Genomic DNA, 14,556 nt, shown 5'->3' with positions numbered 1-14,556 from the left:
TAATGGAAGTCAGTGCTTCAGTACGCGATCATTTCATTCATTTGGTTAAAGACGTTTTTCCTAATTTAACCACTGAAGATCCGCTTTACAATTTGCTTGCTCTAGGCTCTATACTATTCGTAGCAATCCTTATCTACGTGGTTGCGCGCCTGCTGGTGCGTCCTCAAATAGCCAACTGGGTATATAAGTCGAATAATAAGTGGGATAACGCGCTACAAGAACACGGCTTCTTTAGGCGTTTAATGCACCTTTTCCCGGCTCTCTTCATTTACGTTACCACCCCCGTTCTCATTGACGATGAAGCTGTCATACACGGAATGATGATAAAGAGTGCCCAACTTTACATGCTGTATAGTGGGCTATTAGCTTTGTATGCCATGCTAAGCACGGTAGAAGATGTCTACAATGCTTCAGCCCTATCCCGGCGCGCCCCTATTACAGGCTTTATTCAGGTAACGAAACTTGCCTTCGCGATCATTACGATACTACTTAGTATTTCGTTGATTGTAGATAGAAGCCCACTGCTTATTGTGTCTGGCTTAACCGCCATTGCAGCTGTTTTACTACTCATCTTCAGAGACACCATTCTAGGCTTTGTTGCCGGCATTCAGATTGCCGCCAACCGCATGTTTAATACGGGCGATTGGATTGCCATGCCTAAGTATGAAGTAGATGGGGAAATACTTGAGATAGGCCTGACCAACGTTAAAGTGCAAAACTGGGACAAGACCATCTCTACATTGCCGACATATAGCCTTACCACTGAAGCGGTAAAAAATTGGCGGGGCATGCAGGAGTCTGGTGGTCGTAGAATTAAGCGCGCAATATATATCGATGTGCACTCTATCAAGCTTTGCGACAATGACATGCTAGAGCGCTTTTCAAAAATTCGTTATATCAATGAGTATGTCGAGAAAAAGAAGAACGAGCTTCGTGCCTATCACAGAGATTATTCTATTGATGAATCGGATCTGTTAAACAACCGTCGCCTTACTAACATTGGTACTTTTAGGGCGTATTTAGAGGCTTATATACGTAAACACCCAGATATTAACCAAGAACTGACGCTTATGGTTAGGCAGTTGCCGCCTAATGAGCTCGGTTTACCTCTAGAAATTTACTGCTTTAGTATTCAAAAAGATTGGGTTAAATACGAGAAAGTTCAGGCAGATATTTTTGACCATGTCATGGCCATGCTAGACCTGTTCGACTTACGCGCTTATCAACGTGATGGGCACTTATCCTTGCTTGCCCATCGTGAACATAGCGTGTTTAACAGCTCTGAAGGAAACGATGCCCGACAGGAACCTGCTCAACGCCGTATTGATGACGAAAGTGCCAATACACCAAGATAAGTAAAGGCGCCAAGAGAAGCGCAGGACAAAAGCGAACACGGCCGCAATGACAACGGCTAGTAGAACTTACATCACTGTTGTTTAAGGGCGAAAAAAAACCGGCTGTAATAGCCGGTTTTTTCATAATGCTTATTGCTTAAGCCAGTGCGTAGGCCATCAGTAAGCAAAGTACTAAACCAGTAACGCCAAAAAAACCATACTCGATTTTTTCCTGCATACCTTCAGCACCTGCTTTAGCAGTCATAAAGCCCATAACGATGCTGCTTAGCCCTAGCGTAAAGGCAATTAGCGCAACACCAAACATAATTGCATTAATCCAATCAGCCATTGTGATAACCCCTTAAAAATATTGGCGGTATTATGCACCAATAAATAAGATTTAACCATGCTTGGATTGGCTTAAATGTATCGCTATTGGTATTAATTGATCTTAGTCAAAACTACTAATTAATTAGCAATTTCACTAAATAGTGAATTAAAGACTGCTCTAAAAATCCGCTCTCAAAACTTAACCCACTGAAAAATATAAACTTTAAATTTTGGCAAGGCCATTGCTCTAATAAACTAGTAAAGATATACCAGCGAATAACGCTAGTGTTTATTTGATAGTGACTCTACACCCCATCGCAGCGCTTAGAACAAGGTTAATGTGTCACACCTAAATTAAGGAATGAACAATGTCTAACAAACTACTACTTTCTGTTGCCGTTACCAGTGCTTTGATAAGTGGCCACGCATTCGCGCATGACACAAGCTTTCAGAACAACAGCTGCGACATGGAGCTAGATGGCCATATTCAGTATTACCAAGGCGATCTCACGGTTCAGATGGACAACGGTTCAGTAATGACCATTGATGCTCAACACAATATGACCATTAACGGCGAGTCAGTTTCGCTAGACAGAGAACAGCAACGTTGGGTAAGTGAATACTACAACAACATTGATATTGCTATTCCTATGACTCTTACCATTGCCAGTGAAGGACTGGAAATTGCCAACGTAGCAGTAACTGAAGTGTTTACTGAGCTGCTGGGCGGTGACCAAATGGGTGATGATTTCAATGAATTGTTCAACTCACTAGAAACTAAATTAAACACCTCATTTTATGATGACGCGGGCAATATTCGCGTAGATTCTACGAAATTTGACGAGCCAGGCTGGTTTGACGAGAGCTGGGAGCAAGAGTTTGAAACACAAATAGAATCTTTGATCAGTGAATCTATGGGCCGAATTCTTATCGCGGTTGGCACACAAATGCTGTGGGAAGGTGGTGATATGTCTGAGTTTGAACAAAAGATGGAGCGCTGGGGTGAAGATTTAGAATATCGCTTGGAAAGCCAAGCCGCTTCGCTGGAAGAAAAAGGCGAGGCTTTGTGTAAAGTGCTGAAGAAAGCCGACTATGCTGAAGGTAAAATGCAGGCATCTATATCAGGGCTTGATGACTTGAACCTGCTAGATATTGATCACAGAGATCACCAGGAGCAACGCGGCCACAACGACGAAATGAAAATGTAGTCGAGTAATTTAGCGAACTATCCCCGCTACAACAAACTACTTACCTTTCTGTTTCACTTATTTTGAAAACCGACTGAAAAACCAGTCGGTTTTTAGTTTTTATACCGGTCGCTATCTAACTTTTGAGTATTTCACCTCTTTCAGATTTCTGCTTTTTCAGTTAATGGTAGGCGTACTAACGACATCCGCCCCTCGATTGATGTACTCTTAAGCCCTAAACAAAGGGGAATTTAATCGATGACTCAGAATGTAGTAATTAGTGGCTATGGCTGGTTAGCCGGCTATGTAGGCAGCGCACTGTCAGGTAAGGTCAATATTATAGGCACTACTCGAAGCCAACAAAAACGCCTCGCGTTAGAGGAACAGGGTGTTACCGCTATAGAATATGCACTGGGCGATGATACATCGGTACTATGTAGCCACTTACAAAACGCGACGTTATTGTTAAATATTCCCCCTGGTAGAAGAAACACCAACCTCGAATCATTTACTGAAAATATGCTGCGACTTATTGATGCTGCACTAAGCGCAGACGTCGCGCACATTATTTTTATCAGTACCACATCAGTTTACGGCGATGACACGAATAACGTCCTTACGGAACAAAGTGACACGAACCCACAAACTGCGTCGGCGAAAGCCCACGTGACTATTGAAAACCATTTAATGTCTAAGCGAGACCAAACTAATATCAGTATTGTTCGCTTAGCGGGTTTAGTAGGTCCAGATCGTCACCCAGCACGTTCATTAAGTGGAAGACAGTTAGATGCAGGAAATAAACGAATTAACCTTGTCCATGTGCACGACATTGTGTCTGCGTTAACCTCGATTATTTGCGACAAACCGCTAAACGACGTTATACACCTTTGCAGTTTATCTCACCCTAAGCGCGGTATTTATTATGTAGATGCAGCTAACGCGATGGGTATAGACACACCACACTTTTCTGATACAGAAGCTCAGCCTGGCGGCAAGGTTATCGACGCTGCGCAAAGTTGGGAAAGGCTTAACATTACGCCTACCTATGGTGACCCCTATAGCATGTTTTAAGGCTTATGCTTGTATGTTTACTTGGCTCGCTAAGACGGTTGTAGATTCATTGAGATGTATTCGCCAATAAGTTGTCAAAAAGCCATGAATTAAGAGCTAATCGCTAAAAGAAACAAAAACGGCAAGCCTCAGGCTCGCCGTTTTTTTATCCGAATTTACTGCTAGCACACAGCAAATACACTAGTTTTGTATGGTGAATTAACCGAACAGGCTTACACCAAAGTATTTCACCGCCACCGTGTTTACAAAAATCACAAGTAGAATTAGCGGAATAAAGGTTTTCAACGAAACATCCACATACTTTTCAAACCAGCTGCCTTTATAGCCGCTACTGCCTTCTTCCAAAGAAGCATTAAAATTAGCACTCTTCCAGCGATAAATAACGAACAAGCAGATTAGCAGGCCGTTTAACGGCAAAATAGTGTCGTAGAATACATCGTAAATTACGTCAAACAGCGATTTATCGGCACCTGCGTAGTGCATAAATGACGTCAGCATATCAACTTTACCAAACGACAATGCACTTAGAATTGCCAGCACAATCATAATGCTACCTAAAGAGCCTAGCGCCCATTTACGGCTCACGCCTTTTTCGTCCATTAGTGCTGCGACTGGTACTTCAAAAATAGACACTAGAGACGTAATTGCCGCAAAGAACACGAGTAGGAAAAACAGGCTCGCGACTATCGAAGCGCCCATATAGCCTATGGAGTCTTGTAGTGCTAAAAAGATACTAGGCAGATAAGTAAAAATCATACCTACAGACGATTCACTTAACTCATCAGGGTTAATATCTGGGTTAAAAGAGAATATGGCAGGAAGAATCATTAAACCAGCGGTAAAAGCCACTGCGGTATCGGTTAATGCAACAAGCTTTGCTGCGCTTGGTACATCCGCACGTTTATCGATGTAACTACCGTAGGTGATAAGAATTCCCATACCCAGCGATAGTGAGAAAAAGGCTTGTGACAATGCGCCATTGACCACTTGCGCCGTAATTTTTGAAAAATCAGGAACAATATAAAACTCAACACCAGCCATTGCATTTTCGCGGGTTAGTACGAAGATAACAAGGCCGATAAGCATTACGAAAAGTGCTGGCATAAGCAGCTTCGCCGCTTTTTCTATCCCCTCTTTTACACCACCTTGAAGAATAAGGTAAACCACACCAACAACAGCAGCCATGTAGACGAAAATAGACTCTGAATTAATAAACACCCCAAAGGTATTGGGGTCTGCTAGTTTGTCTAAGTTTCCGCTAACTGCTTCAAATAAATAGCCAAAAAGCCATACAGTAATAACCATATAGAAAACGGCAATCATAAACGGCGTGGCAATCGCGAACCAGCCTGCGAGTTTCCACTTCTTTTCGTTACCACTGATAGCGCTGTATGCGCCTAACGGGTCTTTTTTAGCATGGCGGCCCACTGACATCTCTGCCAGCATAACCGGTAGACAAATGGCAAAAACAAAAATGGCGTACATTAAAAGGAATGCCCCACCACCGTTTTTAGCTGCACCGACAGGGAAACCCACCAAATTACCAATGCCCACTGCAGAGCCTGCAGCAGCCAATATAAAACCTATGCGCGATCCGAACTGTTCTCTGGCCCCGCTCATATCCATTCCTCTTGTTGAGTTATTGTTATAACAGTTCGCTTGTCACGCCTTGCGACATACAAATTAGCCTTGTATAAAACAATCACTTTTTTGCACTCACAATTTGTACTTGTTGTTCGTTCTTGATTCTCGTCGGAATCAAGCCGAGCGAACTGGTATTATTTATTATTAGGATGGCGTTTGTTGTTATGACTCACGTGTGGCGTCAACGCGTTGTATTGCTACCTCTATGGGCGTATCAATACGCTGCACCATTCCCAAAATAGCATGGTAACAGCAGTGAAATAAAAAGTCTTGATGTTGAACTTGCTGAAACGATGATAGACCGTATCACCAAGTTACCACTTCACCATTCCAGTCAATAAAATGGCAAGCTTGGTCCCGATCAAGCGCTGAAAGGTGGTGAACAAGTTGTTTGGCAGTAAACTCTGGTGTAAAGAGTTTTTTAGCGGCTACATTTTTTTGGAATGGCTTCGACAGTCCTGTATCAACAGTACCTGGGTGGTAGCATACCAGCATGACGTCTTTTAATCTGCGCTTGTACTCTACCGATGCTGTTTTAACAAACATATTGAGCGCGGCTTTCGATGCACGGTAGCCATACCATCCGCCAAGCCCGTTGTCTGATATGCTCCCTACTCTCGCGCTTAGGCAAACAAGGGTAGACCCTTCTTTACTCATAACATTGACCAAATGCTTAAGCCATATAGAGGGAATAATGCTGTTTGTCGCAAAGTACGCTGTCAGGGCTTCCTCACTGACATCTTCTAAGCGTTTTTCGGGGTGAATACCATCGTTTTCGTTATGCAAAAAACCGGTTGTTATTACTACCGTATTTAACACAACGCCTTGCTCAGCGAGTTGTTTTACAAAGCCGCTAATGTGCTTATCATCCTGTTCAGAAATTTGATGATACGAAACATTCTCTAGGTTGTTACTTTCAGATGCAGCTGCACGACTTATTGCAAACACCTTTGCGCCTGCACTGCGATATTGTTCTATAAGCGCAGACGCTATACCGCCAGATGCGCCCACTATAAGTACGTTATTTTCCATTCGGCTCTCCTGGTACACAGCGGTCGCACTGGCGTTTTTTTCCCGTTAAAAGGTAAGAAATGGTATATCTATGTTTTGCGAATACATTGTAGAAAGCATCGGCGGCATAACGAATAACAGGCCAGCGAAGCGGAGCATAAATCCAGCCCATACCTACTGCCTTCCACGCTTCATGGGTAACATCAAGTCCGGTAATTAGGGTGCCATCCTCGCGAAGTCCGTGAATTCTGGCGTTAAGCGCATGCCAATCCATGGCAGGATAGCGAGTTGCAAAATCAGGGGCCTGGATGTCGACCAGGGTGAGTTTGTTATGCTTGTCTCTTTTGCGTAAATGACGCATTTCGGCTATGCACAAGGGGCAATAACCATCATAAAAAATAATCACTTCTACCTACCTCTGCCACATAAGACACTTATCGCTTAAAAGACGATTTCGCCCATGCAAACATGGAAAAAACAAAGAATACATCGCGTTTGCCGCGCACTATGAGTGCTCTTATCGTGTGCAGTTTAAAACCGTTTTAAGCCGTCGCACGTTATTCTTATTTAATATTCGTTTATACGATAAAAAAACACGCTTGGATGACTTGTGTTGTGACCTAGGGGCACCCACACTACAAGCAAAGATTAAGAGAGGTTTTATTATGGCAAATTTACAAGTGGCCACTTTAGCAGGCGGATGCTTCTGGTGTATCGAGTCCGCGTTCAACACTGTCGAAGGCGTAGAAAAAGCAATTTCTGGCTATGCTGGAGGTGAAAAAGCCGATCCAACCTATGAAGAGGTATGTACGGGAAGCACTGGTCATGCAGAAGTGGTACAAGTAACCTTTGATGCAGACAACATCAGCTACCGTGAAATTCTAGAGATTTTCTTCGCGCTACATGATCCTACTCAGCTAAACAGACAGGGTAATGATGTGGGTACTCAGTATCGCAGCGCAATTTTCTATCACGACGATGCACAAAAAGCGGAAGCTGAAAAAATTATTGCACAAATCACAGAAGAAGAAATTTGGCCCGACCCGGTAGTCACTGAAATAGTAGCCGTGAATAACTACTATGACGCCGAAGACTATCATCAGGATTATTTCAAAAACAATCCGCAGAACCAGTATTGCTCTATGGTGGTTGCACCTAAGCTTGCAAAATTCAAAAAGACTTTTGCTTCTCGCCTTCGCAGCGATGCATAAGTAAAGTCAGCTTTTTTAGCGGCGTTTACAGGTTGGCTAAAAACGAAAGGGTTGCTTGGTAGCAACCCTTTTTCGGTTTTAAGGTCATCTTGAGTAGATAGACGCTAATCAAACCAAACGTCATTGATTTCTATCGGAAACAGTAACGGTGCTAAATCTTCATAGCGCGTCTTATGCGCCTCACATGTCGCATTTTTCATGTAATTCTTTTCCCACGGATCGTTAATTATCCATAGCGTACTATCAATAGTGACTAACCCTTCCATTGATGAATTATCCATTGTGTACTGTTCACAACTCTGGTCACTGGCAACATCAAAAATAATGGGAATGCGCTTTGTTGGCTTGCTGCCAGTGGTATCAATTACCCATAATTCATTGTCGTTTCTTGCAGCGCCAAATAAATATGATGCGCCTGTTGAGTGCGTATATAAAGCCAAGCCATTTATGGGGTGATTACCAGAGGTAAACGAAGGAAGCTGTAGGTCTGGTTCGCTCACGGTTGCAAAATCGCTCGATGAGAAAAAGTCTTTATCGACAGACAATGTAAAGACTCGTGGCTGTCCCGCTTTGTCTTTTTCTAACGCCAAATACAAAGTGCCGTCTTCTGCCATAGTGAGGCCTTCAATGCCGTCATTGGGGAAGTTCCCTACTTCGAACTCTTTCGGAAATTGTAGTGGACGTACTTCTGACATTTCAACATCACCATTGCCCTTGCGGGTTAATTTAACCAATAGGGTTGGGTAATCTGTAGAGCCTGTATCTTCGTACTTGGTTTCACAACGAGGGCTTAAGGCGCCAGTACGGGTAGCGTCTTCTGTGACGGTATAGATGACATTAGCATCTCTAGGGTCTACCGCTAACGCTTCTAAATCTGGCCGTTCGCTTAAGTAGCCATAAAAGCAGCTTCGACGCACGCTCCTTGAGAATGAAAAGCGTTTACTAGACGCGCTTAGCGTTGCCGTGTCAGGTGAAATGCTATGTAACTTCAACTGCTGCGTAACATCCGCGCTTGCATCTGCAATGGTTACTAGCTGTCCGTCTAACACCACTAGCCCTGATGTTTGGGGGTCAAACATCACTTTTCCAGATTCATCGAGGATCCACTTCCCTACCGTTGTTTCTGTCAAATCGGTAGGTTCTGGGCTAATAATGACATCTTTGGGCTCGCTACATGCGGTGACCAGCATCGCGGTTAAAACGGTGGCAGTTAAATATTTAAGCATAATATGAAGTCCTCTCTTTACTCACTAGAGCGAGAGCAGAAGCTAAAACTGAAAAAATTGTAAGGGAGTATATAGAGCATACCGTTTATGCACAAAAAAGAGTAAGGTTATAGCGGTTATTTACATTAGCGACTGCCTTTGTATCTGTAAAACACAGTCAAGAACGTAAAGCGCCTCAATCTAGGTGCAAAAAAAGGTTTTAGCTAGCAAATTAAGTATTGAAGGAGAAAGCCATTCCTACGCAGCACTTGCCCCAAGTCATTGCAGGGCCAATAGTTAGAAAAGTGACGTCTACTGAAAGCCATATATGGGTAGTCACTAGTAACGCCGAAGCACCACAACTGAAACTGTCTGCCTGTGACCAGACTATAGCAGGTGAGTGTCAGAGTGAAACTGTACGCGTAGGCTCTTATGCTTTCATCCACCTAATCTCTTTTTACGCCGCTGATCCTTTTAAAGACAAAGCGCGAATTAGCTATCAACTGTTATTTGACGATTCGTCTGCCCAAGCCGCATGGGAAAAAGAACAGCGCGCAATACTCTACGATGGTCAATCTACGCCAAGCTTTCACTACACCGAAACACCCGAAACTATTTTACACGGCTCTTGCCGCAAGCCCCACTTTCACGAAGATGATGCGCTGGCGCAGGTTGACGTGCTTCATAAGAATGCGTTTGAAAAAGATAAGAATTTCCCCGATCTTTTGTTGATGACGGGGGATCAAATTTACGCAGATGATGTCGCTGGCCCTATGCTTAAAGCAATTCACAGTGTGATAGAGCGTTTAGGCCTTTACCACGAAGCGCTTGAGGGCGCAGTGGTGGGCAATACAAGTGAACTTGCAACCCATGAATTTGGGTTTTATGAACGTGAACAGCTTCTGCCACAAATAGCGACCAACACGGTACTATCTTCAATTTTCTTTGGCGCCAAGAAAAAGCCTGTGTTTACGTCGGTAAATGCACAAAACCATTTAATTGGAAGTGCAGAGATCCTCGCTATGTATTTGCTGGTGTGGTCCGATACGCTTTGGACTAATGTATCCATAGATAAAAATGGGATCCCAGAAAAGTACTCAAACATTTTCGATAAAGAGAATGACGCGCTTACCGGGTTCGTTAAGCAATTACCCCAGGTACGCCGAGCACTAGCGCACATTCCTACTTATATGATCTTTGACGATCACGATGTTACTGACGATTGGAACTTAACTCGTGGTTGGGAACAAGAAGTTTATAGCAACCCTTTATCAAAACGCATGATCGGCAATGCTCTCATTGGCTACTTGCTATGCCAAGGCTGGGGCAATGCGCCTAAAAAAGTCGCGCCGCTGATCGCAAAAGTACACGAATCGATAAGTGAAAAAGGCTTCACTGCACACGATGAAGTTATAGACGATCTTTTAGATTTTGATCAATGGCATTACCGCTTAGATACCACGCCTCCTATTGAAGTATTAGACACGCGAACACAGCGCTGGCGCAGTGAATCAAATATGAACAAGCCTTCGGGCTTAATGGATTGGGAAGCGCTGTGTGATTTCCAGCATTCTATTATTGGCAAAGAATCTGTCATCGTTGTCTCTGCTGCCCCTATCTATGGGGTTAAAGTTATTGAGGCCATTCAAAAAATATTTACGTTTTTTGGCAAGGCGCTCACTGTTGATGCAGAAAATTGGATGGCCCATAAAGGTACTGCCAACGTCATGTTAAACATATTCAGGCACTACAAGACCCCGCCTGAATTCATTATCTTGTCGGGCGATGTGCACTATTCCTTTGTGTACGATGTGCGTTTACGCTTTAGGCGAAACAGCCCCCATATTACTCAGTTCACCTGCAGCGGATTGAAAAACGCGTTCCCGGATGGACTCATTAAGTGGCTAGATAGATTGAACCGCGTGCTTTATCGCTCCAAGTCACCTCTGAACCTTTTCACAAGACGTCGAAATATGTCGGTAAAAGCACGGGAACCTAGCAAGGGTTATGGCGAATTATTCAACGGCTGCGCCATCGGTGTATTAAAAATTTCACAGAAAAACGCCGATGTTCAGTGCAAAGCTTTGTTGAGCAACGGTAAAGAGGTAGAATTCCCAGCTTCTAAAGACGATTAGTTCAAAAGAGGTATCTAATGAGTGATAGCGCACTGTCCATCGGATTATTTTACGGCTCAACAACCTGCTATACCGAAATGGCGGCAGAAAAAATCCAAGCGCAGCTCAATAGCCTTTTTGACGAAGACATTGTTGACCTTCACAACATTAAAGATGTTAACCTGACGCGCACAGCCGAATACGACATCATTATATTTGGAATATCTACTTGGGATTTTGGCGAGCTGCAAGAAGATTGGGAGTCTCACTGGGAAGAGGTCCACGGCCTAAATTTAGCAGGTAAAACCATTGCGCTATTCGGCCTTGGCGATCAGCTAGGTTACGGCGAATGGTTTCAAGATGCATTGGGCATGCTTCACGATGCAATAATGCCTTCAGGTTGTAATATTGTGGGTTACTGGCCTAACGAAGGCTACGAGTTTACCGCCTCTAAAGCGTTAACCGAAGATAAAACCCAGTTTGTCGGCCTGTCTCTTGACGATGAAAATCAATACGACAAAACCGATGCCCGCATTGAAGCTTGGTGTGAGCAACTATTGGTCTCGATGGCTTAATTACCTAATACATTTGGATATCAGCGTTGGAAAATAAAGGCCGTCTTCATCAGCAATTCTATCGCAACGGCCCTAGCCACCGAGACGGTGCCGACGTATCGTTTCAAGATATACGCAAACTGTTTAATTTCGCTACGATCACGGTTGGCAGATGGGTGACTGCGGAAGAACAACAGATCGCTGCCAATTTGTTTTTTGACGCCCTGTACGATCTGGTTGCGATCCTTAATATTAATGAGCAAGTGCTGTCTTTAAACGGCTCTCTATCCCTTGCTTTTGGCAGTGGGGGACAAAAGCACAGTAGCGCCCACTACAACAGTGCGAAAAGACAGCTAGCGCTAGCAAAAAACGCAGGAGCGGGAGCTCTAGCCCACGAGTGGTTTCACGCATTTGATCACTACATTGCTCCTCGTATGTTCGACGGCGTTGCCGCTGGAAGTTTCGCCACGCAGGCGTGGCTGGATAATGCGCCAATGAACGCTCACCCTTTGAATCAAAAATTGAGCGATTGTTTCTCGTTATTGTTTTTAAATGATCAAAAAAGGCCAAATGAGTACTTTGTGCGATCCGTAGAAGCTGATCGCGCGCTAAAAATGTATTATTATGCTATGCCTCAGGAGATGGCCGCCCGCGCATTTGAAGCCTGCATTCAAGATCACGAGATCAAAAATGCGTTCTTAGTGCAAGGTACAAAAAAGTCAACGGAAGCTAGACTTGGCATTTACCCTCATGGTAACTTGCGTACATCACTCAATCAGGCATTGATGTTGTATTTTTACCAATTAGGTGTCGCTATTTCACGCAAACAAACTTAGTTTGTTGTTTTATTACCGTGAAACTGAGTATTTTTTCAACAACAAGTGTTAATGAGCACACTGTTTTTATACAAAAGTCTGTATATTTTTGTAACAAGCAGTATACTAAATGGCTCGAACGTAACAGAAGAAAGAAGACGAGATGAAAAGAAAGAAGCATACCTCGGCTGAAGACGAGGCTCAGATTGATATGACCCCCATGTTGGACATTGTGTTCATCATGTTGATTTTCTTCATCGTAACGACCTCGTTCGTGAAAGAGAAAGGTTTAGACGTAAACCGTCCAGAAGACAATCAAGCGAAAAACGACAAGCCTTCTAAAGCGCTTTCTATTCGTATTGCTGCTGACGGCACTATCACGATGGGTGGCCGTGAGGTTGATATTCGTCGTGTGGTTGCGAACACGCAAACATACCTAGCAGAAAACAACACTGATTCTGCTGCTATCCAGGCTCACGAAGACAGCGAGCACGGCACAGTAGTTGAAGTAATGAACCAAGTTAAAATTGCTGGTATCGACAAAGTATCTGTTTTGGTTAAAAAGAGCAGCTAAAACGCTTTATTAATCAAATACAAATTAAGTAAAAGCCACCTTCGGGTGGCTTTTTCGTATCCTCTCTTATACCAAAGTATCTCTTGTGCTATCGCGCGAATTTTGTTCAGATCGTACCATTCGGTGTGTCTGGATAAACCATGTTGAAACTCGGTTCCAGACTCTGATGTCACTGGAGCCATTATGCACAAAAAACTTATTTACACTGCTGTAGTTGCAGCGGTAATGTCAGCACCCCAGGTGTCTGCGGCAAAAATTGAATTAAGCGAAGCGTTTAACTACAACGCTTTCATCTTTGAAGATTACGAAGGTGAGCGTTCTGACGTTGAAGGCTCGTTAGCCGTAGGTGGAAACCTAACGGTTGAAGACTTTGATGTAGGTCTTCTACTCCCTACCGATCTTTCCTCTAGTGCGCTTTACGTAGGTGGCGATCTTAGTTACACCCGAGGCCATGTTCACGCAGGACAAACCACAGTTTCAGGAATGGTTACTGCGAATGGCGTAATGTTCGATGGAGCATTAAACAGTGGCAGTACTACCACTGTAACCTACGGTAGTGTGGAAAACGGCGGTATATTCAGTGAAGGTGACGTGACATTAGAGAAGGCAGGCGTTAATAACGGCGATATCCAGTCTGAACAAGCCGTTACCATCCGTGAAGCGGGTGTAAATGGTTCGATAACCTACGGTACAACGCTTACTGTGGACAACGCTGGCTATACGGGAAGTGCTGTGCAGTCTTCTAGTAATACAGTAAACGTCGACAATCTCGATTTTAATTCCATCGCTAATGAAGTAACGGCGCAGTCTCAAGACTTTGCTTCGATGAGCGTAAATGGAACAACAACACTGACCTGTACCGACGCTTCAGACCCAAATGCGTTAGTCAGTTGTAATGACAGTAATATCGATACTCTCGACACCATCGTATTTTCTGGCTCCGATGATGTGAATATCTATTCGATTAGTTCTGACTGGTTCAGTGCTGCCGACAAAGACATTGTTTACGATTTCTCTACCACCAGCTATAACATTATCAATGTGTATGGGGATACGGTAGAGCTGTTTAATACTGGCTTCTTCAATACTGCATTTACGCAGGAAAACGAATATTTTACAGAAAATGGCCAGTATAGAGACAACGATAACAACATAGGCCAACGTCACGATGGGCTTTACACTAACAATATTTTGTTTAATTTTGTTGATGCTGAAGATTTAACCCTGCACAGTGTTGGCGTAAAAGGTAGTGTCTTGGCGCCATATGCAGAGCTAAGCTTTTATAATGGTCACGTAGATGGCAACGTGATTGCCAATAGTTTGGTCACGCCGCTTGTGGAATTAGTTAATGACCAAGGCCAAACCTACAACGCGCCAACAGGCCAAATTAATAACTACCAGTTTGGCGCTATTAACGTCAGTGAGCCCGCTTCAATCGCCCTTTTATTTGGCGCAGGATGCTTCATGCTGGTTAGGCGTCGACAAGTTAGCAAGGTCTAAACAGGA

Annotated in this window: 14 protein-coding genes; 9 read left to right on the top strand and 5 right to left on the bottom strand. The window is 43.7% G+C overall.

What is annotated here, in order from left to right:
* The first annotated feature begins 2 nt into the window (after nt 1-2).
* Entirely contained in the window at nt 3-1,355 is a 1,353-nt protein-coding gene (locus IW644_RS15605) for a mechanosensitive ion channel family protein (protein ID WP_269918368.1), read from the top strand.
* Nucleotides 1,356-1,491: 136 nt separating this feature from the next.
* On the opposite strand, the gene IW644_RS15600 is transcribed toward IW644_RS15605, so the two are convergent.
* A complete protein-coding gene (locus IW644_RS15600; RefSeq protein WP_014950735.1) occupies nt 1,492-1,683 on the bottom strand; it encodes a hypothetical protein in 192 nt (63 codons plus the stop codon).
* 349 nt (nt 1,684-2,032) lie between these two features.
* Between IW644_RS15600 and IW644_RS15595 the strand changes: the two genes are divergently transcribed.
* Together IW644_RS15595 and IW644_RS15590 are read left to right on the top strand one after the other, a co-directional pair.
* A complete protein-coding gene (locus tag IW644_RS15595; protein ID WP_269918367.1) occupies nt 2,033-2,872 on the top strand; it encodes a DUF2884 family protein in 840 nt (279 codons plus the stop codon).
* 237 nt (nt 2,873-3,109) lie between these two features.
* Complete coding sequence (locus tag IW644_RS15590) at nt 3,110-3,922, top strand: NAD-dependent epimerase/dehydratase family protein (protein ID WP_269918366.1); 813 nt, start codon at nt 3,110-3,112, stop codon at nt 3,920-3,922.
* 198 nt (nt 3,923-4,120) lie between these two features.
* On the opposite strand, the gene IW644_RS15585 is transcribed toward IW644_RS15590, so the two are convergent.
* From IW644_RS15585 to IW644_RS15575, 3 genes are all read right to left on the bottom strand, one after another.
* Entirely contained in the window at nt 4,121-5,542 is a 1,422-nt protein-coding gene (locus IW644_RS15585; protein ID WP_179984599.1) for a sodium-dependent transporter, read from the bottom strand.
* Nucleotides 5,543-5,872: 330 nt separating this feature from the next.
* Nucleotides 5,873-6,598 carry an SDR family NAD(P)-dependent oxidoreductase gene (locus IW644_RS15580; protein WP_269918365.1) on the bottom strand — a complete coding sequence of 242 codons (726 nt, stop codon included), beginning with the start codon at nt 6,596-6,598 and terminating at the stop codon, nt 5,873-5,875.
* Complete coding sequence (locus tag IW644_RS15575) at nt 6,588-6,983, bottom strand: thiol-disulfide oxidoreductase DCC family protein (protein WP_269918364.1); 396 nt, start codon at nt 6,981-6,983, stop codon at nt 6,588-6,590. Before IW644_RS15575 ends, IW644_RS15580 begins: the two co-directional genes overlap by 11 nt.
* 259 nt (nt 6,984-7,242) lie before the next feature.
* Here IW644_RS15575 and msrA point away from each other — a divergent pair, with 259 nt between their 5' ends.
* A complete protein-coding gene (msrA, locus tag IW644_RS15570; RefSeq protein ID WP_269918363.1) occupies nt 7,243-7,788 on the top strand; it encodes a peptide-methionine (S)-S-oxide reductase MsrA in 546 nt (181 codons plus the stop codon).
* Between the two features lie 104 nt (nt 7,789-7,892).
* On the opposite strand, the gene IW644_RS15565 is transcribed toward msrA, so the two are convergent.
* Nucleotides 7,893-9,014 (bottom strand): hypothetical protein, encoded by a 1,122-nt coding sequence (locus IW644_RS15565; RefSeq protein ID WP_269918362.1) that lies wholly within the window; start codon nt 9,012-9,014, stop codon nt 7,893-7,895.
* A 248-nt stretch (nt 9,015-9,262) separates the two neighbouring features.
* Here IW644_RS15565 and IW644_RS15560 point away from each other — a divergent pair, with 248 nt between their 5' ends.
* From IW644_RS15560 to IW644_RS15540, 5 genes are all read left to right on the top strand, one after another.
* The gene (locus IW644_RS15560; RefSeq protein WP_269918400.1) at nt 9,263-11,128 is read left to right on the top strand and encodes an alkaline phosphatase family protein; all 1,866 of its coding nucleotides are present in this window, start codon (nt 9,263-9,265) and stop codon (nt 11,126-11,128) included.
* A gap of 17 nt (nt 11,129-11,145) precedes the next feature.
* Nucleotides 11,146-11,682, top strand: coding sequence for a flavodoxin FldB (fldB, locus tag IW644_RS15555; RefSeq protein WP_269918361.1), 537 nt, complete (start codon nt 11,146-11,148; stop codon nt 11,680-11,682).
* Nucleotides 11,683-11,708: 26 nt separating this feature from the next.
* Nucleotides 11,709-12,497: a CLCA_X family protein gene (locus tag IW644_RS15550; RefSeq protein ID WP_269918360.1), complete on the top strand. Its 789-nt coding sequence runs from the start codon at nt 11,709-11,711 to the stop codon at nt 12,495-12,497.
* A gap of 142 nt (nt 12,498-12,639) precedes the next feature.
* Complete coding sequence (locus IW644_RS15545; protein WP_136783761.1) at nt 12,640-13,050, top strand: ExbD/TolR family protein; 411 nt, start codon at nt 12,640-12,642, stop codon at nt 13,048-13,050.
* Nucleotides 13,051-13,233: 183 nt separating this feature from the next.
* Entirely contained in the window at nt 13,234-14,550 is a 1,317-nt protein-coding gene (locus tag IW644_RS15540) for a choice-of-anchor A family protein (RefSeq protein ID WP_269918359.1), read from the top strand.
* Nucleotides 14,551-14,556 lie beyond the last annotated feature (6 nt).

The sequence above is a fragment of the Alteromonas sp. PRIM-21 genome (assembly GCF_027563165.1).
In the GTDB taxonomy this organism is placed as follows: domain Bacteria; phylum Pseudomonadota; class Gammaproteobacteria; order Enterobacterales; family Alteromonadaceae; genus Alteromonas; species Alteromonas macleodii_A.
Note: the sequence above shows the minus strand (reverse complement) of the source record. Positions and strands in the feature narration are given on the sequence as shown.